Annotated in this window: 23 protein-coding genes; 21 read left to right on the forward strand and 2 right to left on the reverse strand. The window is 63.0% G+C overall.

Features of this window, described 5'->3' with window-relative positions; translation table 11 throughout:
* The first annotated feature begins 85 nt into the window (after positions 1-85).
* The 6 genes from mepA (at position 86) to OLZ32_RS15505 (ending at position 6,102) form a co-directional block, all read left to right on the forward strand.
* Positions 86-1,162, forward strand: coding sequence for a penicillin-insensitive murein endopeptidase (mepA, locus tag OLZ32_RS15480; RefSeq protein WP_003544433.1), 1,077 nt, complete (start codon positions 86-88; stop codon positions 1,160-1,162).
* A gap of 85 nt (positions 1,163-1,247) precedes the next feature.
* Positions 1,248-1,628, forward strand: coding sequence for a methylglyoxal synthase (locus tag OLZ32_RS15485; protein ID WP_264421733.1), 381 nt, complete (start codon positions 1,248-1,250; stop codon positions 1,626-1,628).
* A 17-nt stretch (positions 1,629-1,645) separates the two neighbouring features.
* Positions 1,646-2,671 carry a glucokinase gene (locus OLZ32_RS15490; protein ID WP_003544429.1) on the forward strand — a complete coding sequence of 342 codons (1,026 nt, stop codon included), beginning with the start codon at positions 1,646-1,648 and terminating at the stop codon, positions 2,669-2,671.
* Positions 2,672-2,817: 146 nt separating this feature from the next.
* Positions 2,818-4,605 carry an ABC transporter ATP-binding protein gene (locus OLZ32_RS15495; RefSeq protein WP_264421735.1) on the forward strand — a complete coding sequence of 596 codons (1,788 nt, stop codon included), beginning with the start codon at positions 2,818-2,820 and terminating at the stop codon, positions 4,603-4,605.
* A gap of 15 nt (positions 4,606-4,620) precedes the next feature.
* Positions 4,621-5,445: a 4-hydroxy-tetrahydrodipicolinate reductase gene (dapB, locus tag OLZ32_RS15500; RefSeq protein WP_264421737.1), complete on the forward strand. Its 825-nt coding sequence runs from the start codon at positions 4,621-4,623 to the stop codon at positions 5,443-5,445.
* A 21-nt stretch (positions 5,446-5,466) separates the two neighbouring features.
* The gene (locus OLZ32_RS15505) at positions 5,467-6,102 is read left to right on the forward strand and encodes a 2,3-bisphosphoglycerate-dependent phosphoglycerate mutase (protein WP_264421739.1); all 636 of its coding nucleotides are present in this window, start codon (positions 5,467-5,469) and stop codon (positions 6,100-6,102) included.
* A 39-nt stretch (positions 6,103-6,141) separates the two neighbouring features.
* Here OLZ32_RS15505 and phnF read toward each other — a convergent pair whose 3' ends face one another.
* Positions 6,142-6,879: a phosphonate metabolism transcriptional regulator PhnF gene (phnF, locus tag OLZ32_RS15510; RefSeq protein WP_264421741.1), complete on the reverse strand. Its 738-nt coding sequence runs from the start codon at positions 6,877-6,879 to the stop codon at positions 6,142-6,144.
* A gap of 165 nt (positions 6,880-7,044) precedes the next feature.
* Between phnF and phnG the strand changes: the two genes are divergently transcribed.
* The 15 genes from phnG (at position 7,045) to OLZ32_RS15585 (ending at position 19,765) form a co-directional block, all read left to right on the forward strand.
* Positions 7,045-7,521, forward strand: a complete 477-nt coding sequence (phnG, locus tag OLZ32_RS15515) for a phosphonate C-P lyase system protein PhnG (RefSeq protein WP_003544420.1) — start codon at positions 7,045-7,047, stop codon at positions 7,519-7,521.
* The gene (phnH, locus tag OLZ32_RS15520; RefSeq protein ID WP_003544418.1) at positions 7,521-8,129 is read left to right on the forward strand and encodes a phosphonate C-P lyase system protein PhnH; all 609 of its coding nucleotides are present in this window, start codon (positions 7,521-7,523) and stop codon (positions 8,127-8,129) included. Before phnG ends, phnH begins: the two co-directional genes overlap by 1 nt.
* Positions 8,130-8,133: 4 nt before the next feature.
* Entirely contained in the window at positions 8,134-9,240 is a 1,107-nt protein-coding gene (locus OLZ32_RS15525; RefSeq protein ID WP_003544416.1) for a carbon-phosphorus lyase complex subunit PhnI, read from the forward strand.
* A complete protein-coding gene (locus OLZ32_RS15530; protein WP_264421745.1) occupies positions 9,237-10,112 on the forward strand; it encodes an alpha-D-ribose 1-methylphosphonate 5-phosphate C-P-lyase PhnJ in 876 nt (291 codons plus the stop codon). The genes OLZ32_RS15525 and OLZ32_RS15530 overlap by 4 nt, the downstream gene beginning before the upstream one ends.
* The gene (phnK, locus tag OLZ32_RS15535; protein WP_003544413.1) at positions 10,109-10,885 is read left to right on the forward strand and encodes a phosphonate C-P lyase system protein PhnK; all 777 of its coding nucleotides are present in this window, start codon (positions 10,109-10,111) and stop codon (positions 10,883-10,885) included. Before OLZ32_RS15530 ends, phnK begins: the two co-directional genes overlap by 4 nt.
* A gap of 125 nt (positions 10,886-11,010) precedes the next feature.
* On the forward strand, positions 11,011-11,718 hold the full coding sequence (phnL, locus tag OLZ32_RS15540) for a phosphonate C-P lyase system protein PhnL (protein WP_003544411.1): 708 nt from the start codon (positions 11,011-11,013) through the stop codon (positions 11,716-11,718).
* Entirely contained in the window at positions 11,715-12,332 is a 618-nt protein-coding gene (locus OLZ32_RS15545; protein ID WP_264421747.1) for a DapH/DapD/GlmU-related protein, read from the forward strand. Before phnL ends, OLZ32_RS15545 begins: the two co-directional genes overlap by 4 nt.
* Before the next feature lie 118 nt (positions 12,333-12,450).
* A complete protein-coding gene (phnC, locus tag OLZ32_RS15550) occupies positions 12,451-13,293 on the forward strand; it encodes a phosphonate ABC transporter ATP-binding protein (protein WP_264421749.1) in 843 nt (280 codons plus the stop codon).
* A gap of 73 nt (positions 13,294-13,366) precedes the next feature.
* Positions 13,367-14,278: a phosphonate ABC transporter substrate-binding protein gene (gene phnD / locus OLZ32_RS15555; RefSeq protein WP_264398619.1), complete on the forward strand. Its 912-nt coding sequence runs from the start codon at positions 13,367-13,369 to the stop codon at positions 14,276-14,278.
* A gap of 68 nt (positions 14,279-14,346) precedes the next feature.
* Positions 14,347-15,327: a phosphonate ABC transporter, permease protein PhnE gene (gene phnE, locus OLZ32_RS15560; protein ID WP_003544404.1), complete on the forward strand. Its 981-nt coding sequence runs from the start codon at positions 14,347-14,349 to the stop codon at positions 15,325-15,327.
* Entirely contained in the window at positions 15,327-16,679 is a 1,353-nt protein-coding gene (phnE, locus tag OLZ32_RS15565) for a phosphonate ABC transporter, permease protein PhnE (RefSeq protein WP_264421751.1), read from the forward strand. Before phnE (OLZ32_RS15560) ends, phnE (OLZ32_RS15565) begins: the two co-directional genes overlap by 1 nt.
* 121 nt (positions 16,680-16,800) lie before the next feature.
* Positions 16,801-17,496: a DUF1045 domain-containing protein gene (locus OLZ32_RS15570; RefSeq protein ID WP_003544400.1), complete on the forward strand. Its 696-nt coding sequence runs from the start codon at positions 16,801-16,803 to the stop codon at positions 17,494-17,496.
* Between the two features lie 13 nt (positions 17,497-17,509).
* Complete coding sequence (locus OLZ32_RS15575; RefSeq protein WP_264421753.1) at positions 17,510-18,649, forward strand: alpha-D-ribose 1-methylphosphonate 5-triphosphate diphosphatase; 1,140 nt, start codon at positions 17,510-17,512, stop codon at positions 18,647-18,649.
* Positions 18,646-19,242 (forward strand): phosphonate metabolism protein/1,5-bisphosphokinase (PRPP-forming) PhnN, encoded by a 597-nt coding sequence (phnN, locus tag OLZ32_RS15580; protein ID WP_264421755.1) that lies wholly within the window; start codon positions 18,646-18,648, stop codon positions 19,240-19,242. Before OLZ32_RS15575 ends, phnN begins: the two co-directional genes overlap by 4 nt.
* A gap of 19 nt (positions 19,243-19,261) precedes the next feature.
* Positions 19,262-19,765: a GrpB family protein gene (locus tag OLZ32_RS15585; RefSeq protein ID WP_003544394.1), complete on the forward strand. Its 504-nt coding sequence runs from the start codon at positions 19,262-19,264 to the stop codon at positions 19,763-19,765.
* Between the two features lie 35 nt (positions 19,766-19,800).
* Here OLZ32_RS15585 and OLZ32_RS15590 read toward each other — a convergent pair whose 3' ends face one another.
* Positions 19,801-22,146, reverse strand: a complete 2,346-nt coding sequence (locus OLZ32_RS15590; protein WP_003544392.1) for a DNA translocase FtsK — start codon at positions 22,144-22,146, stop codon at positions 19,801-19,803.
* Between the last annotated feature and the right edge of the window lie 173 nt (positions 22,147-22,319).

Consider the following 22,319-nt stretch of genomic DNA (forward strand, 5'->3'; position numbering starts at 1 on the left):
GCCAGCCAAAACATCGATTCACCAAAATCGCTTTTCAGGATAGATTCGAGTGCAAATCACTTCGACATCGAATTAAGGGAACAGCATGGCTTTCGGCTTCGCCCAGGCTTTCAGGACATTAGGCACACTGGCGCTCGCCGGCGCGATCGGCGCAGGCCTTGCCGTTGGCGACGTCGGCGCTGAGCAGAAGACGCCAAGCCCAGGCAGCGCCAAGGCGCTGTTCGGCGGCGCCGGCCTGCCGACGCGGGGGCCAGCGCAGCCGATCGGCTTCTATGCTAAAGGCTGCATGGCTGGCGCGGTAGCGCTGCCGACCGATGGTCCGACCTGGCAGGCGATGCGGCTTTCGCGCAACCGTCGCTGGGGCAATCCGGCCATGATCGCGCTCTTGGAGCGCTTTTCGCAGGATGCGGTCAGATATGCCGGCTGGCCGGGCATCCTTGTCGGCGATATCGCTCAACCACGCGGCGGGCCGATGCTCAACGGCCATTCCTCGCACCAGATTGGCCTCGACGCCGATATCTGGTTTAGCCCGATGCCGGCGCGCCGCATGACAGCCCAGGAACGCGAGGACTTGCCCTTCACCAGCATGCTGCAGAAGGACAAGTTCCTCACCGTCAACCCCAAAGTGTGGACGGAATCGCGCGCGCGGCTTTTGATGCTGGCGGCGAGCTATCCCGAAGTGGAGCGTATCTTCGTCAATCCGGCGATCAAGAAGAAGATGTGCGACACCTGGGGCGGCGACCGCACCAACCTTGGTAAGCTCCGGCCAATATACGGCCATGACTCGCATTTCCACATCCGCATCAAATGCCCGCCGGGCGCTGCCGGATGCACGCCGCAAGCTCCTGTCCCTGCCGGCGACGGCTGCGATAAGTCGCTCGCCTATTGGTTCACGCCGGCGCCTTGGGCGCCGCCGAAACCGCCCAAGCCCGGCGCCAAGCCGCCGAAGCCGCCGCGTGAGATGATGGTCACCGATCTGCCCAACGCTTGCGCCGCCGTGCTCGATGCCGCTTCCGTTGCTTCGATGCAGGCCGCCACCTATGGTGGACCCTCCGCCGCAAGCGCGCTCGCCGCCACTCCGGCAGCCGCGTCGGCCGATGACACCGATGGGGCGTTACCGGATGTCGGCCCGGTTCCGAACGACAAGCCAGCGATCCAATGAAGGGGCGGATGCGCTGTCTTTCAAATCGCAAATTCTTGGTATACAGCGGTCAAATCGATTGAATTGTGGGGCGGAGATTCACTTCATGGCCGGCGGCAAATGCCTTGCGCTGATCGCGCATGACCAGAAGAAGGACGACATGGCGGCGTTCGCCCGCGCCAACCGGGACATTCTCTCGCGCTGGAAGATCGTCGCGACGGGCACGACCGGCGGGCGGGTGCTCGACGCCGCTCCCGACCTTGACGTCGTCAGGCTGAAAAGCGGGCCGCTCGGCGGCGACCAGCAGATCGGCGCGCTGATTTCGACCGGCGAGGTCGACGCCCTGATCTTCTTCGTCGACCCCTTGACGCCGATGCCGCACGATGTCGACGTGAAGGCGCTGATGCGGCTGGCGATCGTCTACGATATTCCGATGGCGCTCAACCGCGCGACCGCTATAAAACTTCTTCCCACACTCGAAGCCTGATCAGCACGGAACCGGCCATGTCAAAACCGAACAACAGCACCGCTCCGATGCCTTTCCCGATCCTGATCGGCGATATCGGCGGCACGAATGCCCGCTTCTCCATCCTGACCGATGCCTATGCCGAGCCGAAGCAGTTTCCGAACGTGCGCACGGCGGATTTCGCCACGATCGACGAAGCGATCCAGCAAGGCGTGCTCGACAAGACCGCCGTGCAGCCGCGCTCGGCGATCCTCGCCGTCGCCGGTCCGATCAACGACGACGAGATCCCGCTGACCAATTGTGACTGGGTGGTGCGGCCGAAAACGATGATCGAGGGCCTCGGGATGGAGGATGTGCTCGTCGTCAACGATTTCGAGGCGCAGGCGCTGGCAATCGCCGCGCTTTCGGATGAAAACCGCGAACGCATCGGCGACGCCACCGGCGACATGATCGCCTCCCGCGTCGTACTCGGACCGGGCACCGGCCTCGGCGTCGGCGGGCTCGTGCATGCCCAGCATAGCTGGATCCCGGTTCCCGGCGAAGGCGGCCATGTCGATCTCGGGCCGCGCAGCAAGCGCGATTATGACATCTTCCCGCATATCGAGACGATCGAAGGCCGCGTGTCGGCCGAGCAGATCCTCTGCGGGCGCGGCCTCGTCAACCTCTATCACGCCATATGCATGGTCGACGGCATCGAGCCGACGATGAAGGATCCTGCCGACATCACCTCGCACGCACTTGCCGGTAGCGACAAGGCGGCGATAGAGACCGTCTCGCTGTTTGCCACCTATCTCGGCCGCGTGGCGGGCGACATGGCGATGGTGTTCATGGCGCGCGGCGGCGTCTATCTCTCCGGCGGCATCTCGCAGAAGATCATCCCGGCGCTGAAGAAGCCGGAATTCCGCATCGCCTTCGAGGACAAGGCGCCGCATACGGCGCTGCTTCGGACCATCCCGACCTATGTGGTAACACATCCGCTGGCAGCGCTTGCCGGGCTTTCCTCCTATGCACGCATGCCGGCGAATTTCGGCGTCTCGACGGAGGGCCGCCGCTGGCGCCGCTAGCCCCGACGCAAAGCAAATAGAGTGTCCTTGGCGCGTCCTGTCCGGACGCGCGGCGCTCTAGCCAAACCGGTCCCAACTCTTTATAGACCCCGGCAAAAGTGCGCGTCGCCCTCACGGGGCGCTTGGTCCGAGACAGGAAACCCTATTTGGAAGCGGCGGAAAGCAGAACGCAGAGCGTCAGCAGCGATACCGTAACCGGCATCCTGAAACGCATCATCGCTGAAAACGGCCGCGACCATCTGTGGGGCTATGTCTTTGCGATCGCCTGCCTCATCGTGGTGGCGCTTTCGACGGCGTTCACCGCCTGGATCATGCGGGCGATCATCGACGAGGCCTTCGCCAACCGGCGCGCCGACGTCGTCTGGATCATCTGTCTTTCGATCTTCATCGCTTTCGTGCTGCGCGGCTTTGCGAGCTATGGCCAGGCGGTGGCGCTTTCCAAGGTCGGCAACGATATCGTCGCCCGCTACCAGCGCCGGCTCTATGCGCATCTGATGACGCTTTCGGTCGGCTTCTTCAGCGAGGCGCGATCTGCCCATATCGCCGCGCAGGTGAGCCAGAACGTCAGCGGCATCCGCGACGTGCTAAACCTGACGATCACCTCGACGGTGCGCGACCTGCTGACCTTCGTTTCGCTGCTCGCCGTGATGATCATCCAGGATCCGCTGCTCAGCCTTGCCGTGTTCATCATGGCGCCGCCGCTGCTCTATGCACTGCGCTATGTTTCCAAGCGGCTGCGCTCGGCGACCCGCGAGGCCGTGCATCTGAACAGCCACGTTCTCGGCGCCATGCAGGAGACGATCCAGGGCATCGCCATCGTGAAAGCCTTCACGATGGAAGAAGAGCTGGAGCGCAAGGTCAACAAACTCATCAAGGGCGCCGAAAGCCGGGCGAACCGGATTGCCCGGCTGTCCGAACGCACCTCTCCTCTGACAGAGAGTTTCGCGGGTTTTGCCGTCGCCAGCGTGCTTGCCTATGCCGCCTACCGCTCGATCTACTTCAATGTGCCGCCTGGCGCCTTCTTCTCCTTCGTCACGGCGCTGCTGCTTGCCTATGACCCGGCCCGCCGGCTCGCCCGCCTGCAGGTGCAGATGGAGCGCGCCGTCGTCAATGCGCGGATGATCTATGAACTGCTCGACATGGAACCGCGCCAGCGGGACCTGCCGGATGCCCGGCCGCTGACGGTGACGCAGGCAAGGATCGAATTCCGCAATGTGTCCTTCGCCTACGGCAATGAGAGCGTGCTCAGCGGCGTCAGTTTCATCGCCGAGGGCGGCGCGACCACAGCGCTGGTCGGTCCCTCAGGCGCCGGCAAATCCACAGTCATCAGCCTCATTCCGCGCTTCTACGATCCGCGCGAGGGCGAGATCCTGATCGACGGGCAGGACATTGCCCACATCACCAAGAAGTCGCTGCGCCAGCAACTCGCCTATGTCTCGCAGCAGCCCTATCTGTTCGAGGGCACGATCCGCGACAATATCCGCTATGGCCGGCCGGAAGCGACCGATGCCGAGGTGGAAGAGGCGGCGCGGCTTGCCTATGCGCATGACTTCATCTCAGCACAGCCGCAAGGTTACGAGACGCCGGTCGGCGAAAACGGCGTGACGCTTTCGGGCGGCCAGCGTCAGCGGCTGTCGATCGCGCGCGCCCTCGTGCGCAATGCGCCGATCCTGCTTCTCGACGAGGCGACCTCGGCCCTCGACACCGAATCCGAGGCGGCCGTGCAGAAAGCGCTCGACGAAGCGATGAGCGGACGCACCGTCGTCGTCATCGCCCATCGGCTTTCGACCGTGGTGCGCGCCGACAAGATCGTCGTCATGCAGCAGGGCCGCGTCGTCGAGGAAGGCAATCACGAGACGCTTGCGAAGGTCAGCGACGGTCTTTACGCTCGCCTCAACAACCTGCAGAGGCCTTCGGCCTCCGATTCAAACTGACCTGGTGAGACTGACATGAGCGATGCTGCGATGAAACTGGTGGTGGTTGGCGCAGCAGGACGCATGGGGCAGACGCTGATCCGGCTCATCCATTCGATCGAAGGCGTCAAGCTGCATGCCGCGGTCGAGCGCGCCGGCTCGCCCTTCGTCGGCAAGGATGCCGGCGAGATCGCCGGTCTTGGCCCGACCGGCGTCGTTATCGGCGACGATCCGCTCAACGCCTTTCTCGATGCCGAAGGCGTGCTCGACTTTACCTCGCCTGCCGCAACGGTAGAATTCTCTGGCCTTGCCGCGCAGGCCCGCATCGTCCATATCGTCGGCACGACGGGCTGTTCGGCTGACGACAATGCCAAGATCGCCGCGGCGGCCCGCCATGCCCGCATCGTCAAGTCGGGCAATATGAGCCTCGGGGTCAATCTGCTCAGCGTGCTCGCAGAGCAGGCAGCGCGTGCGCTCGATCCTGTCGACTGGGACGTCGAGATCCTGGAAATGCACCACAAGCACAAGGTGGATGCGCCTTCCGGAACCGCTCTTCTCATCGGCGAGGCCGCGGCAAAGGGGCGTGGGATCGATCTTGCCTCGCAATCGGTGCGGGTGCGCGACGGCCATACCGGCGCCCGCGAAGCGGGCACGATCGGCTTTGCGACGCTACGCGGAGGCTCCGTCATCGGCGAACATTCCGTGCTTTTTGCCGGCGAAGGCGAAATCGTCACCCTGTCGCACAGTGCGGCCGACCGCTCGATCTTCGCGCGCGGCGCCATCAAGGCGGCCCTTTGGGCGCGCGACAAGAAGCCGGGTCTCTATTCCATGCTCGACGTGCTCGGGCTTTCTTCCTCATAACGATACTACGGAGGCATGTTCATGAGCGGTACCCTCGTCCTCGTTCGCCACGGCCAGAGTGACTGGAACCTGAAGAATCTCTTCACCGGCTGGAAGGATCCCGATCTGACGGAACTCGGCATCCAGGAAGCCAATACAGGCGGTGCGGCGCTCGCCGAATACGGGATCAAATTCGATGTCGCCTACACCTCGGTGCTGGTGCGTGCGCAGCACACGCTGAAGCTCATCCTCGACAAGGTCGGCCAGCCCGATCTCCTGACGATCCGCGACCAGGCGCTGAACGAGCGCGACTACGGCGATCTCTCCGGCCTCAACAAGGACGATGCACGCGCCAAATGGGGCGAGGAACAGGTGCATATCTGGCGCCGCTCCTATGACGTGCCGCCTCCCGGCGGTGAAAGCCTGCGTGACACCGGCGCCCGCGTCTGGCCCTACTACCTCACCGAAATCCTGCCGCGCGTGCTCAGGGGCGAGAAGGTGCTGGTTGCCGCGCACGGCAATTCGCTGCGCTCGCTGGTGATGGTGCTCGACAAGCTGAGCAAAGAAGGCGTGCTCGCCCTCAACCTCGCGACCGGCGTGCCGATGGTCTATAAGCTGAAGGCGGATTCCACCGTCGCTTCCAAGGAAGTGCTCGGCGACATGTCGGGCGCGCATTGATCTCAGCTGATCTTTCCCCGCTTCGGCGGGGAAAGGCGCTCAGTTCTCGATGGTGAACTGCACCCGGTCGGCCGCGAAGCGGCTGATCGAATATTGCACCGGCACACCCTCAAGATCGGTATTCATCGCCTTGGCGATCAGCAGGATCGCGCCGGGGGTGAGTTCGAGGTCGGCCATATCGGCTGCACTCGCATGGGCTGCCGTCACCTCGGTCGTCGCCCGGACGTAGTCCGGCAGGCCGAGTTCGGCGAAAGCCTTGGTGATCGATTCCTCCTTCCGGTAAGCCTCACCGATACCGGCAAAGCGCTTGGCGGGAAACCAGCTCGTCGCCCTTGAAACCGGCCGCTTGTCTGCCTGGCGCAATGTTTCCAGGCGGATCACCTGTTCTCCTTGTTTAAGGCCCAGCCAGCGGGCGATCTCGGCACTCGCTTCTTCCTTCGCCTCATCGAGCAGAAGGCCGCGCATTTCACGGGCCTGATCGCCGATGCCGGCGGTGAAACGCGTGCGCCTGGTGATCGGGAAATTCAGCCGCTCCTTGCGCTCGATCAGCGTACCGCGACCTTGTACCGCACGGACGATACCTTCCTGCGCCAGCGCCGCCAGCGCGCTGCGCACCGTATGGCGGTTGACGCCGAATTGCAGCGCCAGCATGGTTTCCGGCGGCACCATTCCCGTTTCGTCATAGGCTCCGCTGCTGATCGCCTCGCGAATCCGATCGGCGATCTGGCGCCAGAGCGCCACGCCGGTTTGCCTTTGCACCTGCTTCAATCCCGCCATTCCACCCCTGCCCTGCCATTTCACGCCTTCTGCTACAGCGTCCTTTGCGCGTCTTAAAAGGCGCGCGGCGCTGTAGGATGTCACACGCTTGTCACGACATCGATTTAGAGCTAAATATATCTTGTATAGTTGTCTATATCAATAGACTTTTTAAGGGAAGCGGCAATGATATCAGCGGACAGGACAGACGCTGCGTCACAGACGGCATCCGGGCGTAAACGCGCCGCCGATCTGCTGGCGCGTGCGGAGCGCAGCGAACTCTCAGCGGCCTTCGATGCGCTGCCGGAAAAGCCTGTGGCCCATCAGGTGCGCGGACCGGAGACCGGGCTGGTGATGGTGCGCGGACGCATCGGCGGCGGCGGCGCTCCCTTCAATCTCGGCGAAGTGACCGTGACGCGGGCGACGGTCCGGCTCGACACCGGCTCGATTGGTCATGCACAGGCGCTCGGCACCGACCGCGAAAAGGCCAGGCTTGCGGCGATCTTCGACGCGCTCTGGCAGGAGGATGCGACGAAGGATTTCGTCGAACAGGCCCTGCTTTTACCGATCACTGAGCGGATCGCCGATGCCCAGCGCCGCAAGGCGGACGAGACGGCGGCAACCCGCGTCGATTTCTTCACCATGGTGCGGGGAGACAACTGATGGGCCTGAACACAGAAGCTCTGACCGGCGGCTTTGCCGAGCCGGTCTTCCATGCCCAAAGCGTCTTCAAGATGCTGATGGACGGTATGGCCCGCCCCAGCACGATCCAGACGGTTCAGCCCGACGTCGCTCCGCCGGCACCGCTCGGCATCGCCGCCGGCACGATCGCGCTGACGCTTTGCGACCACGACACGCCCGTCTGGCTTTCCCAGGGACTGGCGAGATCCGCCGTGCCGGAGTGGCTCGGCTTCCATACCGGCGCGCCGTTGACCACCGAAAAGGCCGAAGCGCGCTTTGCCTTCACCGAGGCCGGCACCGCACTTTCCTCCTTCGGCCTCTTTGCATCAGGTACGCAGGAATATCCCGACCGCTCGACGACCCTCATCATCGAACTCGCCGAACTCGAAGGCGGCCGCAGGCTGGCGCTGATGGGTCCCGGCATCCAGAGCGTGGCGGAGATGGCGCCTATCGGCCTGCCGGAGACCTTCCTGCGGCTCTGGACCGAGAACCGCGCGCTCTTTCCGCGCGGCGTCGACATCGTGCTGACGGCGGGCAAGCGTTTCCTCTGCCTGCCGCGCACCACCAAGATCACAGCAACGGAGATCTGAGCTCATGTATGTTGCCGTCAAGGGTGGCGAGACCGCCATCGCCAATGCCCACCGCCTGCTGGCCGACCGCCGTCGCGGCGACCGTTCGCTGCCGGCGATCGGCATCGATCAGATCGTGGCGCAGCTGGCACTCGCCGTCGACCGCGTCATGGCCGAGGCTTCGCTTTTCGACCGCACGCTCGCTGCACTCGCCATCCGCCAATCGCGGGGCGACATGATCGAGGCGATCTTCCTGCTGCGCGCCTACCGCACGACGCTGCCGCGTTTCGGCTATTCCAGGCCGCTCGACACAGCTGATATGACGATCGAACGCCGCATTTCGGCGACCTACAAGGATCTGCCGGGCGGCCAGCTTCTTGGGCCTACCTTCGACTACACCCACCGCCTGCTCGATCCCTCGCTGCTTTCGGACGAGGCAGTCGAGACGCCCGCTCAGCGCGCCGCCGAGACCGGCCGCGTCATGCGCGTCTCGGAAATCCTCGGCGAGGAAGGCCTGATCGAGGCCGACGGCGACATGCCTGAGGATCACGAGATCGGCGACCTGACCCGCGAGCCGATGGAATTCCCGATGACCCGGGATCTCCGTCTGCAGGCGCTTGCCCGCGGCGACGAGGGCTTCCTGCTGGCGCTCGGTTATTCTACCCAGCGCGGCTATGGCCGCAACCACCCCTTCACCGGTGAAATCCGCATCGGCGACGTCGAGGTGGAATTCGATGTGCCAGAACTCGGTTTCGCCGTCTCGCTCGGCACCATCCAGATCACCGAATGCCAGATGGTCAACCAGTTCAAGGGTTCGGCCAAGGCGCCGCCGCAATTCACCCGTGGCTATGGCCTGGTCTTCGGCCAGAGTGAGCGCAAGGCGATGGCGATGTCGCTGGTCGACCGGGCGCTTCGCGCCGAAGAGCTCGGCGAGGATATCACCGCGCCGGCACAGGACGAGGAATTCGTCATCTCGCACTCCGACAACGTCCAGGCGACGGGCTTCGTCGAGCACCTGAAGCTTCCGCATTATGTGGACTTCCAGGCCGAACTCGATCTCGTCCGCCGCATGCGCCGCGAATTCGAAGCCGCCCGCAACGGTGGCGAAGACATGAAGGAAGCCGCCGAATGACCGATCTGGCCAGCTACAACTTCGCCTATCTCGACGAACAGACCAAGCGGATGATCCGCCGGGCCATCCTGAAGGCGATCGCCATTCCCGGTTATCAGGTGCCCTTCGCCTCGCGCGAAATGCCGATGCCCTATGGCTGGGGCACCGGCGGCGTGCAGGTGACGGCCTCGATCATCGGATCTGACGACGTGCTGAAGGTCATCGACCAGGGCGCCGACGACACGACCAACGCCGTTTCCATCCGCGCCTTCTTCCAGAAGGTCGCCAATGTCGCGGTGACGACGCATACCAAGGATGCGACGATCATCCAGACGCGCCACCGCATTCCCGAGGAAAAGCTCGGGGTTGGCCAGGTGCTCGTCTACCAGGTGCCGATCCCCGAGCCGCTGCGCTTCCTCGAACCGCGCGAGACCGAGACCCGCAAGATGCATGCGCTCGAAGAATACGGCCTCATGCATGTGAAGCTCTACGAGGATATCGCCCATAACGGCCGCATCTCCAGGACCTACGCCTATCCGGTAAAGGTCCACGGCCGCTATGTCATGGACCCGTCGCCGACGCCGAAATTCGACAATCCGAAGATGCATATGTCGGACGCGCTGCAGCTCTTCGGCGCCGGACGCGAGAAGCGCATTTATGCGGTTCCACCCTATACCGACGTCGTCAGCCTGGATTTCGAGGATTACCCCTTCGATATCCAGCGCTTCGACAAGCCCTGCGCCCTTTGCGGCGCCGAGGACGTCTATCTCGACGAAGTGGTTCTCGACGACAAGGGCGGGCGGATGTTCGTCTGCTCCGACACCGATCATTGCGAAGACCGCCGCGCGCACGGACATGCCGGCGAAATGCTGGCCCGGGAGGCTGCAGAATGAGCGATACTCCACTTCTCAAAGTCCATGACGTTTCGAAATTCTACGGCAACCGCATTGGCTGCCGCGACGTCTCCTTCGAGCTCTGGCCCGGCGAAGTGCTCGCCATCGTCGGTGAATCCGGCTCCGGCAAGACGACGCTGCTCAACTGCCTTTCCACCCGGCTGCTGCCGAGCACCGGCAGCGTCGAATATCACATGCGCGACGGCAGCTACCGCGACCTCTATCGCATGAACGAGGCCGAGCGGCGTTTCCTGATGCGCACCGACTGGGGCTTCGTGCACCAGAACCCGGCCGACGGCCTGCGCATGACCGTCTCAGCTGGCGCCAATGTCGGCGAACGACTGATGGCGATCGGCGACCGGCACTATGGCAAGATCCGCGCTTCGGCGATTGACTGGCTCGAACGCGTCGAGATCGACGCCGACCGCATCGACGACCAGCCGCGCGCCTTTTCCGGCGGCATGCGCCAGCGATTACAGATCGCCCGCAACCTCGTCACCGGCCCGCGCCTCGTCTTCATGGACGAGCCGACCGGCGGCCTCGACGTCTCGGTGCAGGCGCGCCTGCTCGATCTCGTGCGCGGCCTCGTCAACGATCTCGGCCTCTCGGCCATCATCGTCACCCACGATCTCGCCGTCGCCCGCCTTCTCTCGCACCGGATGATGGTGATGAAGGACGGCTACGTCATCGAACACGGGCTCACCGACCGCGTGCTCGACGACCCGCGCGAACCCTATACGCAGCTGCTCGTCTCCTCGATCCTGCAGGTCTGAGTCGGAAACCTAGAGCGGTTCAGTTTCAGGGAAGCGCAGAACCGTTCTAACCTTTTGTTTTTACGCAACTCCGGACGGAAATCCACTTCACACTTTTCCTGGAATTGCTCTAGAAAGAAGAAATCATGGCAACGCCCCTCGTCGTTTCCGAAGTCTCGAAGAGCTTCACCATGCATCTGCGCGACGGCATCAAGCTACCTGTCGTCTCCGATGTCGCCTTCTCGGTCGCATCGGGCGAATGCGTCGTGCTCGGTGGCCCATCGGGCATCGGAAAAAGCTCACTCCTCAAGATGATCTACGGCAATTATGCCGTCGACACCGGCCAGATCCTCATCCGTCACGACGGACGCATCGTCGATCTCGCCTCCACCGATCCGCGCACCGTGCTCAACGTGCGGCGCAATACGCTCGGTTATGTCAGCCAGTTCCTGCGCACCGTGCCGCGCGTCGCGGCGATCGACGTGGTTGCCGAACCGCTGGTGGCACGCGGCGAGGACGCCGTCACGGCACGGGAAAAGGCTGGCGCCCTGCTTGCCAGGCTCAACCTGCCGGAAACGCTCTGGCAGCTTCCGCCCGCCACCTTCTCCGGCGGCGAGCAGCAACGCGTCAACATCGCACGCGGCTTCATCACCGAGCACACGATCCTGCTTCTCGACGAGCCCACGGCGTCGCTCGATGCCAGGAACCGTGCCGTCGTCGTCGGCATGATCGCGGAAAAGAAGAAGGCGGGGGTGGCCCTTCTCGGCATCTTCCACGACGAAGAAGTGCGCGAGGCCGTCGCCGACCGCATCCTCGACGTCCAGCAGTTCTCACCCAGAAAGATCGCTGCATGAGCCGCAAGCTGGGTATCGAGCCCTACTTTCATGAAACGGCATCCGTCAGCGATTCCACTTTCGGGCGCTATACGGAGGTCTCGGAGCGCTGCCGCATCAGCGAGGCCACGTTCGGCGACTATTCCTACATCATGCAGGACGGGTCCGTCTGGTGTGCGACGATCGGCAAGTTCGTCAATATCGCCGCCGCCGTGCGCATCAACGCCACCAACCATCCGACCTGGCGCGCGACACTGCATCATTTCACCTATCGCGCCGCCGATTACTGGCCGGACGGCGACATGGAGACGGACTTCTTCGCCTGGCGGCGTGCAAACCGCGTGACGATCGGCAACGACGTCTGGATCGGCCACGGGGCGACGATCCTGCCGGGCGTCAACGTCGGCAACGGCGCGGTGATCGGGGCCGGCGCCGTCGTGTCGAAGGACGTCGCGCCCTATACGATCGTCGGCGGGGTTCCGGCCAAGCTCATCCGCGAGCGCTTTCCAAGAGAGGTCGGCGAACGGATGGACAGGCTTTCGTGGTGGGACTGGGAGCATGACCGGCTGCGCCAGGCGCTCGAGGATTTTCGCAACCTGGACGCGGAAGATTTCCTGTCCCGCTACGGCGGTTAAAACTCCCGATATAGGGGCGAAGAATTGTGACAGGACTTACACAAATATGACATGCGAGGTTCATCAAGCGGGACTAATGCGATGCTGATCAGGGCCTGGGTCGCAAGGGAAGAGCATGATGTTCGAGCTGAAGAATGTCACACGTCGTTTCGGAAAAAAGCTCGCTGTCGATTCCGTTACGCTCGCCATTCCCCAAGGCCAGATGGTCGGCATCATCGGCCGCTCCGGCGCCGGCAAGTCGACGCTGCTGCGCATGATCAACCGCCTTCAGGAGCCGAGCTCCGGCTCCGTTCATTTCGCCGGCGTCGAGGTCTCCGGGCTTCGCGGCCGGGCGTTGCGCAACTGGCAGCGCGACTGCGCGATGATCTTCCAGCAGTTCAACCTGGTGCCGCGCCTCGACGTTCTCACCAATGTCATGCTCGGCCGCCTCAATCATCGCTCGACGCTTATGAGTCTGCTCAACATCTTCACCCGCGAGGAACGCGTGCATGCCATCGCGGCACTCGAACGCCTCGGCATCGAGCAGACGGCGCTGCAGGCAGCCGGCACGCTTTCCGGTGGCCAGCAGCAGCGCGTGGCGATCGCCCGGGCGCTGATGCAGAACCCGAAAATGGTTCTCGCCGACGAGCCGATCGCCTCTCTCGATCCGCTGAACGCCAAGATCGTCATGGATGCGCTGCGCGACATCAACGAGCGCGAGGGCATCACCGTCATCACCAACCTTCACACGCTCGACACCGCCCGCAACTATTGTGAGCGCATCGTCGGCATGGCCGGCGGCCGCGTCGTCTTCGACGGCAAGCCCTCGGAGCTGACCGCCGAAGCGGTGAAGGAAATCTACGGGACGGACAAGGATGGCGCCGGCATCGACGAAACGGTGACCTCGACCAGCCTCGAATCCAAGCGTCGCGCCGAGGATGTCTCATCCGGCAGGGTGGCCAAAGCAGCCGCCGTGCACTGACCCGTTTCCGGCCGACGGGACAACGGTCGGAAAAATAACTGACAAACAAACCATGTCACAAAAGGAGACTTCCATGTCTGCATTCCGCAAGATCCTGATGGCAACCATCGCCGTCGCCGCCCTCGCCGGCAATGCTGCTGCCCAGGACGTCAAGGTCCTCCGCATCGGTCTCGATGGCGGTGAAAACGAAGCCGACCAGGTTCGCCGCACCGAGTGCGTCAAGCCGGGCCTGATCGCTGCCACCGGCGTTTCTGAAGTTCAGCTGTTCCCATCGCCGAATTACAACGGCGTCATCCAGGGCCTCCTTGGCGGCACGATCGACCTCGCCGTCATGGGCGCCGCCTCTTACGCCGCGATCTACATCAAGGATCCGAACGCCGTCACTCCGGTTCTGACCACCAAGCAGGCCGACGGTTCGACCGGCTACTACTCGATCATGGTTGCCCGCAAGGATTCCGGCATCAAGACGCTCGCCGACGCGAAGGGCAAGAAGCTCGGCTTCGCCGATCCGGACTCTACCTCCGGCTACCTTGTTCCTAACGTTGCCCTTCCGAAGGACACCGGCGCTCCAGTCAAGCAGTACTTCTCTGAAACCGGCTTCGGCGGCGGCCACGAGAACCTCGTTCTCGGCGTTCTCGACAAAAAGTTCGACGTTGGTACCACCTTCGGTTCCGGTCAGGGCGACTGGGCGCAGGGCTACTCCTCCGGCAACCTGCACCAGATGGTCACCAAGGGCCTGCTCGACATGGACGATATCGTCGAAGTCTGGAAGTCGCCGCTCATCCCGAACGGTCCACTGATGGTTTCCCAGAAGCTGCCGGCCGACCTCCAGAAGAAGGTTACCACCTACTTCGCCGAACTGCCGAAGACAGACAAGAGCTGCTTCGAATCGTTCACGGGCGGCGGCTACGTCGACTGGTCGCCGGTCGACCAGAGCTTCTACCAGACGATCATCGACGCCCGTAAGGCCGTTATCGGCGGCTGATCCTCAGTCTGAACGAGTTTGCGGCGGCATCATGATGATGCCGCCGTTTTCCAAGAAGGAAGCCACATATGGCGCACTCAGCCGGCGCGGACTCTCTGAGCGGATTGCAGGAGGGCTCCCGCACCATCCTCGATCATTATCAGAGCCAGGTTCGAACGCGGCGGATCTATACCGTCGTTTCAATCGTGATCTTCCTGATCATCCTCGGCGCCTCGCTCGACTTCGCCAACAGCGCCAATTCGGGCAAATTCTTCGAGCGCCTCCCCTATTTCTTCGACTTCATGAAGAGCTTCGTGCCGGACAGTCCGCTGGAGATCTTCCGCGCCATGTTCGACCTGCCGTCGCCGTTCTCCGACGGTTCGATCAAATACGACTATACAAGCGACCGCGTCTGGATCACCGATAGTTTCTACATCCCGAATTTCTTCTACCAGCTCGCGATCACGCTCAACATCGCCATCGTCTCCACCATTCTCGGTGCGAGCGGCGCGTTCGTGCTCTGCTTTTTCGCTTCCACCAATCTGGTCGGTGCAGGCGTGACGCGCTGGGTCGTGCGGCGCATCATGGAAATCATGCGCGCCTTCCCGGAAATCGTCGTCGCCGGTCTTCTCGCCGCGATCCTGTCGATCGGTCCTATTTCGGCGATCATCGCGGTATGGGTCCATACTGTCGGCGCGCTTGGGAAGCTGTTTTTCGAAGTCGTCGAGAATGCCGACATGAAGCCGGATGAAGGCCTGCGCGCTGCCGGCGCCGGCTGGCTGGAGCGCGTGCGCTTCGCGATCCTGCCGCAGGTGTTGCCGAACTTCGTCTCCTACACGCTGCTGCGGACTGAGATCAACGTGCGCGCCTCGACGATTATCGGCGCCGTCGGCGGCGGCGGCATAGGCGAGGTCTTCAGCCTGTCGATCGGACGCGACCATGCTGCCAAGACCTATGCGATCATCATCCTGCTGCTCGTCACCGTCATTTGCGTCGACCAGTTCTCCGCCTGGCTGCGCCGCCGGCTGATCGGCAAGCAGTCCTTCGAATTCGGACAGGGAGCAGCCTGATGTCCTCTGTTCCGACCATCAACGCCGCCGAGCGCGAACGACTGCTTTCCGCCTATCCGGACGTCTTCCATCGCAGCTTCATGCAGCGCTGGGGTCTGCTCCTCATTTCAGCTGCGGTTTTCGTTTACCTTGCCTTCTGCTTCGCCTTCTTCAACGTCATCCCCACCTTCGTGAACGGCAACTGGGACCGCGCGGCGATCTATGTCCAGGACTGGTATTCCTGGCGCGCCCAGCCGCGCCTGCGTTTCCAGAACGATCAGGTCGTCCCCCAATGGACCAGCCGCCGCCAGTATCCCGAGGGCGCCGATATCAACTGGCTGAAGCCCAATGCCGACGGCAGCCGATACACCGTTACCTTCGGCAGCGACGGCGACCGCATGGAAGTGACGCCGAGCCGCATCGACGTCTATATCGGCGGCAAGCTCTATCCCGTGACCATCACCCGCGATCGTGCCTCCCTGCCGGCCGATGCGCCTGCCCAGATGCAGCAGGACGACAACAAGGTGATCGTCTATTACGGTTTTGCGGGACAGGCGGAAATCCGTACCAGCCAGGTCTATGTCCAGCGCCGCTTTCTCGGCTGGGCGAACTTCTTCTTCGATACGCAGTCGCTCTTCTGGGGCCGCAGCCTGCCTGAGGTCGCCGGCCTGATGTTCTCCGGCGAACGGCTCGATCCGAACCAGTCCAATGCCTCGCTGGCGTTGGACAACTTCCTCAACAACGCAAGCTGGCAGCATGGCGACATCCTGTCGAAGTTGATGCAGACGCTGGTCATGGCCTTTGTCGGCACGCTCTTCGGCACGCTGGTCGCTTTTCCGCTCGCCTTCATCGCCGCGCGCAACATCATGCGCAGCCGCGCTGCGAACTGGGGCACGAAGCGGCTCTTCGATTTCCTGCGCTCGATCGACATGCTGATCTGGGCGTTGTTCTTCACCCGTGCCTTCGGCCCAGGGCCGCTTCCGGGCATCGCGGCGATCTTCTTCACCGATACGGGCGCGCTCGGAAAGGTCTATGCCGAAGCGCTTGAGAACATCGACGACAAGCAGCGTGAGGGCGTGAGATCGGTCGGCGCGGCACCGGTGGCCGTCCAACGCTACGGCGTCATCCCCCAGGTTCTGCCGGTGTTCATCTCGCAATCGCTCTATTTCTGGGAATCGAATACCCGCTCGGCGACCGTAATCGGCGCCGTCGGTGCGGGCGGCATTGGCCTTAAGCTGCTCGAATCCATGAAGACCAATTCGGACTGGGACAAAGTCGCCTATATGGTCCTGCTGATCCTCCTCGTGGTCTTCGCCTTCGACAACCTCTCGAATGCGCTGCGTTCGCGCGTGATGGGAAAAAAGGGCCACTGACGAACTGACGCCATCATCATTCTGTCACGGAAATCTTTTAGCCGGGAGCCTGCTTGCGGTTCGCCGCCAAATCACTGCACAGTGCGCTCCCCCCGTTTGGACGATCTCCAGGATAAAAGTCTTGCGCTACGCTCTCTATTTCTCGCCGCCGAAGGATGATCCCCTGACCGGCGCGGCCTCGCTCTGGCTCGGCCGCAATGCTTTCACGGGCGAGACTTATTCTGCACCGGAATATGATCAGCTGGGTGCTGCAGAACAGTTCGAGCTGACCGCCGACCCCCGCCGCTACGGCTTTCATGCCACGATCAAGGCGCCGTTTTCGCTCGCCTCCTCCGTCACCGAGAAGGATCTCCTGACCGTTGCCGAGGATTTTGCCCAGCGCACGCAAGCCTTCGAGATTCCTGAACTCGTGCTTGGCCAGCTCGGCCGTTTTTTTGCCCTCGTTCCCGGTTCTCTTCATCAACCTCTTCAGGATTTCGCCGCGAAGGTGGTAAGGTCGTTCGAACCGTTCCGCGCGGCGCTTTCCGAGGCCGATATGGCGCGGCGCAACCCGGAGAAGCTCAGCGACAGCCAGCGTGCCCATCTGCAGCGCTGGGGTTATCCTTACGTCATGGAGGATTTCGGCTTTCACATGACGCTGAGCGGCCAGGTGCCCGAGACACGCGCCGAGGTGATGAAAGCGATCCTGACCGAGCGGTTTGCCGATTTTACCGGCCGGCCGCTTTCGATTTCCGGCCTTGCCGTCTTCATTGAGGAGACGCGCGGCGCCCCGTTCAAAGTTCATTCCTGGCTGCCGCTTGCCGGCGCCAAAAGCTGAAAGACCTGACGACATGAGCAAAGAGACCGTGTTTTCCAACGCCTGCATCGTTCTCGAGGACGACATCCTCTCGGGCTCGATCCTCATCCGCGACGGGAAGATCGCCGACATCTCCGAGGGCAACTCGGTAGCCGGCGAAGATTTCGAAGGCGACTATATCATTCCCGGCCTCGTCGAGCTGCACACCGATCATCTCGAAGGCCATTATCAGCCGCGCCCCGGCATTCGCTGGAACAAGACCGCCGCCATCCAGGCGCATGACGCCCAGATCGTCACATCAGGCATCACCACGGTGTTCGACTGCCTGCGCATGGGTGCGGACGAGGACGGCGGCTTCGAACATGGCGAGATGCGCGAGATGGCCGATGCCATCCAGTCGGCGGAGACGGAAGGCAGGCTGCGCGCCGAGCACCTCATCCACCTGCGCTGCGAGGTCTCGGCCGACAATGTGCTCGAACATTTCGCCGATTTCGAAAACGACCGGCATGTGCGGCTCGTCTCGCTGATGGATCATGCGCCCGGCCAGCGTCAGTTCCAGACGATGGATCAATATATCTTCTACTACCAGAAGAAGCGGGGCCTGAGCGACGAGGCCTTTGCGCGTTTCGTCGCCAAGCGCCAGGCAGAATCGGCGCGTAATTCGACGCCGCACCGCAACGCCATTGCCAAGGTCTGCGCCGAGCGCGGCATCACCGTGGCAAGCCATGACGATGCGACGCTCTCCCATGTCGACGAGGCGATCGACAACGGCGTGCGCCTGGCCGAATTCCCGACCAGCTTCGACGCCGCGCGGGCATCGCACGGACATGGCATGAGCGTGCTGATGGGCGCGCCGAACATCGTGCGCGGCAAATCCCATTCCGGCAACATCGCCGCCCGCGACCTTGCCGAAATGGGGGTGCTCGACGTGCTTTCCTCCGACTACGTGCCGCTCAGCCTGCTGCATGCGCCGTTCATCCTCGCCGACGAGGTCGAGAGCATCAGCCTGCCGAAGGCGATCGCCATGGTGACGTCGACACCCGCCCGCACCGTCAGCCTCGACGATCGCGGCCGGATCGCGACCGGGCTGCGCGCCGATCTCGTCCGCGTCCATCGTTCGCACGGCGTGCCGGTGACACGCTCCGTCTGGCGCCAGGGACGCCGTGTCGCATGATGCCGCACGAACCCCACGCAGGAGCCGGAGCCGAGCGCGGCATCATGGTCGTCGTCGTCGGACCGAGCGGCGCTGGCAAGGACACGCTGATGAACCTCGCGGCCCGGCGTTTCAAGGGCCGCGAAGATGTGCATTTCGTCCGCCGCGTCATCACCCGTCACCGCGACGCCGGTGGCGAAGACCATCTTTCCGTCTCCCTGCAAGGTTTTGCCGCCATGGAGCAGTCAGGCTCCTTCGCCGTCTGGTGGGAAGCGCATGGCCTGAGATACGGTATTCCGGCCGAGGTCTCGGTGGCGCTGTCGCGAGGCCATATCGTCGTCGCCAACGGTTCACGCTCGGCGCTTCACCGCTTCCAGGCCGCCTTCCCGCGGCTGAAAGTCATCAACGTCACCGCCCGCCCCGAGGTGCTCGCCGGCCGGCTGGAGGCGCGCGGCCGCGAGACGCATGAAGATATCATGGCCCGGCTCGCCCGCGGACCGCTGACGGTGCGCGGCGAGTATGACGTGGTGGAGCTCGACAATAGCGGCTCGCTCGAAGAGGCCGAGCAGAAGATGATCGAAATCCTCGACGGATTGCTGACCAAGGCGCCCTGAACAGATCGAGAGGAAGGGCATGCGCGCCATCAAGGTAGTCGACTACGATCCTTCCTGGCCGCGGCTGTTTACCGAGATCAGCACCGAGGTCTCCGCCTTGCTCGGTGACCGCCTGCTTTCCATCGATCATATCGGCAGTACGTCGGTGCCTGGTTTGCTGGCCAAACCGAAGATCGACCTTGCTGCCGTGGTGATATCCGACGCGTTCCTGGCAGCGGCGATCGAGGTCGTGCGCGCTGCCGACTTCGTCTTCCACGGCGATACTGGAGAGCGACGATGGGCTTTCACCCGCGATCATCAAGCTTATGGCTTCAGGCTCTATCTTTGCGGACCCGATAATCGCGCGCATCAGGACCGCATTCTGTTTCGCGATTATCTCAGGGATCACCCCGGGAGGGCCGAGGCCTATGCCGATCTGAAACGCCGGCTGGCTGCGGAGGCAGACGGCGTTTGGGATTTTTATACCGGCGGAAAGACCGAGTTTGTCAGCGAGACGGTTCGGCTGGCTGCCTTGAGGATGTAAAAGAGGAATCCGTCAGACGCCCTGGCCGCCGGCGATTACTCGCCGTCGCCCCGTCCCGATACGATCTCGCGCTTGCCGACGTGATTGGCCGGGCCGACGAGGCCTTCCTTTTCCATGCGTTCCACCAATGAGGCGGCGCGGTTGTAGCCGATGCCGAGGCGGCGCTGGATATAGGAGGTCGAGCACTTCTTGTCTCGCATGACGACCTTGACCGCCTGTTCGTAGAGCTCGTTGCCATCCTCGGAGGCCATGGCGCTCTTGTCGAAGACGGCGCCGGCTTCTTCCTCTTCCGTCTCTTCCTCCTCGTCGGCGGTGACGGTGTCGAGATATTCCGGGCGGCCCTGGGTCTTCAGATGGGCAACGACCTTTTCGACCTCGACATCCGAGACGAAGGGACCGTGGACACGGGAAATCCGTCCGCCGCCCTGCATATGCAACATATCTCCCTGGCCGAGCAGCTGCTCGGCGCCCTGTTCGCCGAGAATGGTGCGGCTGTCGATCTTCGAGGTCACCTGGAAGGAGATGCGGGTCGGGAAGTTTGCCTTGATCGTGCCGGTGATGACGTCGACCGACGGACGCTGTGTCGCCATGATCAGATGGATGCCGGCGGCTCGCGCCATCTGGGCGAGGCGTTGGATCGCACCTTCGATGTCCTTGCCGGCGACCATCATCAGGTCGGCCATCTCGTCGACGATGACGACGATATAAGGCATCGGCGTCAGGTCCAGCGCCTGGCTTTCCTCGATCGGAGTGCCGGTGCCCTTGTCGAAGCCGACCTGGACCATGACATGGATGGTCTCGCCCTTTTCGCGGGCCTGGGCGACGCGGTCGTTGTAACCGTCGATGTTGCGGACACCGAGGCGCGACATCTTGCGATAGCGCTCCTCCATTTCGCGCACGGCCCATTTCAGCGCCATCACCGCCTTCTTCGGATCGGTGACGACGGGCGTTAGCAGATGCGGGATGCCGTCATAGACGGACAGTTCGAGCATCTTCGGGTCGACCATGATCAGGCGGCACTGTTCCGGCGTCATGCGGTAGAGCAGCGACAGGATCATCGTATTGATGGCGACCGACTTGCCGGAACCGGTGGTGCCGGCGACGAGCAGATGCGGCATCTTGGCGAGTTCGGCAATGACAGGCTCGCCGCCGATGGTCTTGCCGAGGCCGAGCGCCAACTTGTAGCCGCTCTTCTCGAAATCCTGGCTCTCGATCATCTCGCGGAAATAAACGGTTTCGCGCGTGACATTCGGCAGTTCGATGCCGATGACGTTGCGGCCGGGGACCACGGCAACACGGGCCGAGAGCGCCGACATCGAGCGGGCGATATCATCGGCAAGGCCGATGACGCGCGACGATTTCACGCCCGGCGCCGGCTCGAATTCATAGAGGGTGACGACCGGGCCGGGACGGACATGGATGATCTCGCCCTTGATGCCGAAATCTTCCAGCACGCTTTCCAAAAGCCCGGCATTCTGCTCCAGCGTCTCTTGCGACATGATCTCGCCAAGGCGTTCCGGCGGTTCCTGCAGCAGCGCGCGCGGCGGAAATTCATAGCCGGATGCGTCGATCCTTTCGGGCCTCACGGCCAGGCGCGGCGACGGTAGGACCGCGGCGACGGGCGGCGTGCGCTGCGGCGCCGGCGCGGCCGGAGGGGCCGATGCAATTTGTGGGGCTGGCGCGACCTGAGGGGTTGGCGCAGCCTGAGGTGCCAGCATGACCGGCGCCTCGACAATAATGCGCCTCGGCTTTTCCAGGGACGGGGCGGCCTGAGGGCGCACGGCAACCTTTGCGGAGACCGCGGCGGGTTGCGGGGCCGGGCGGGAGACGACGGGAGCGGGGGCCGGCCGGCCGGGGCGCCATTCCATGATCCGGAACAGCGACGTGATCGATTCGGGCGAGGTCTCGGTCTTCGGGAACGATATCAACGGCGGTGCGCGAACCGGCTCTGCCTCTTCGAAGGCCATGACTTCCCAGAAGGCGAAATCCGAAATGGAGGAAAGCTCAGCGCTGGCGCGGAAAGCCGGCGCGGCGGCCTCATCAAGCAAAGGTGACTGCTGCAGTTCGATCCTGTGCGGTGCTGCGGAAATTTCGTCCGGCTCCGGCAGATAGATATCGAACGGCACGTCGACGGCAACCGGCTCTATCCGTATCGCCTGCTGTCCAATCTGCGAATCATCGCGAACGGGCTCATTCGGCGCGCGCCGCCTACTGATCAGCGTTTCCGGCGTGCGGGTGAAACGCACATTCGGCGCGAGAGAAAAGTTGCTCTGCCAGATGGGTGCCGCCGGCTTCTCCCCTGGGTTTTCCTCCGGAAGGTCCGTTTCAATCTCGCTGGAAAAATCTCCGGCATCCGTCAAATTGGTTCTGGGAAAACGCATGCGTCCGCTACTCACTCATGCTTTGCAAATTACGACCCTACCGGGATAGAAAAGGAAGGTTAATAAGTTCCTTCCTGCCGTATCGTTCCGATACGACTCCGGGAGATAAATCGCTGCACTTTCAATGAGTTCTGGCGGCGAGAAAAATCTTTGCGATTTTTGGAGAAGCGCTC

Source organism: Rhizobium acaciae (assembly GCF_025941625.1).
Lineage (GTDB): Bacteria > Pseudomonadota > Alphaproteobacteria > Rhizobiales > Rhizobiaceae > Rhizobium > Rhizobium acaciae.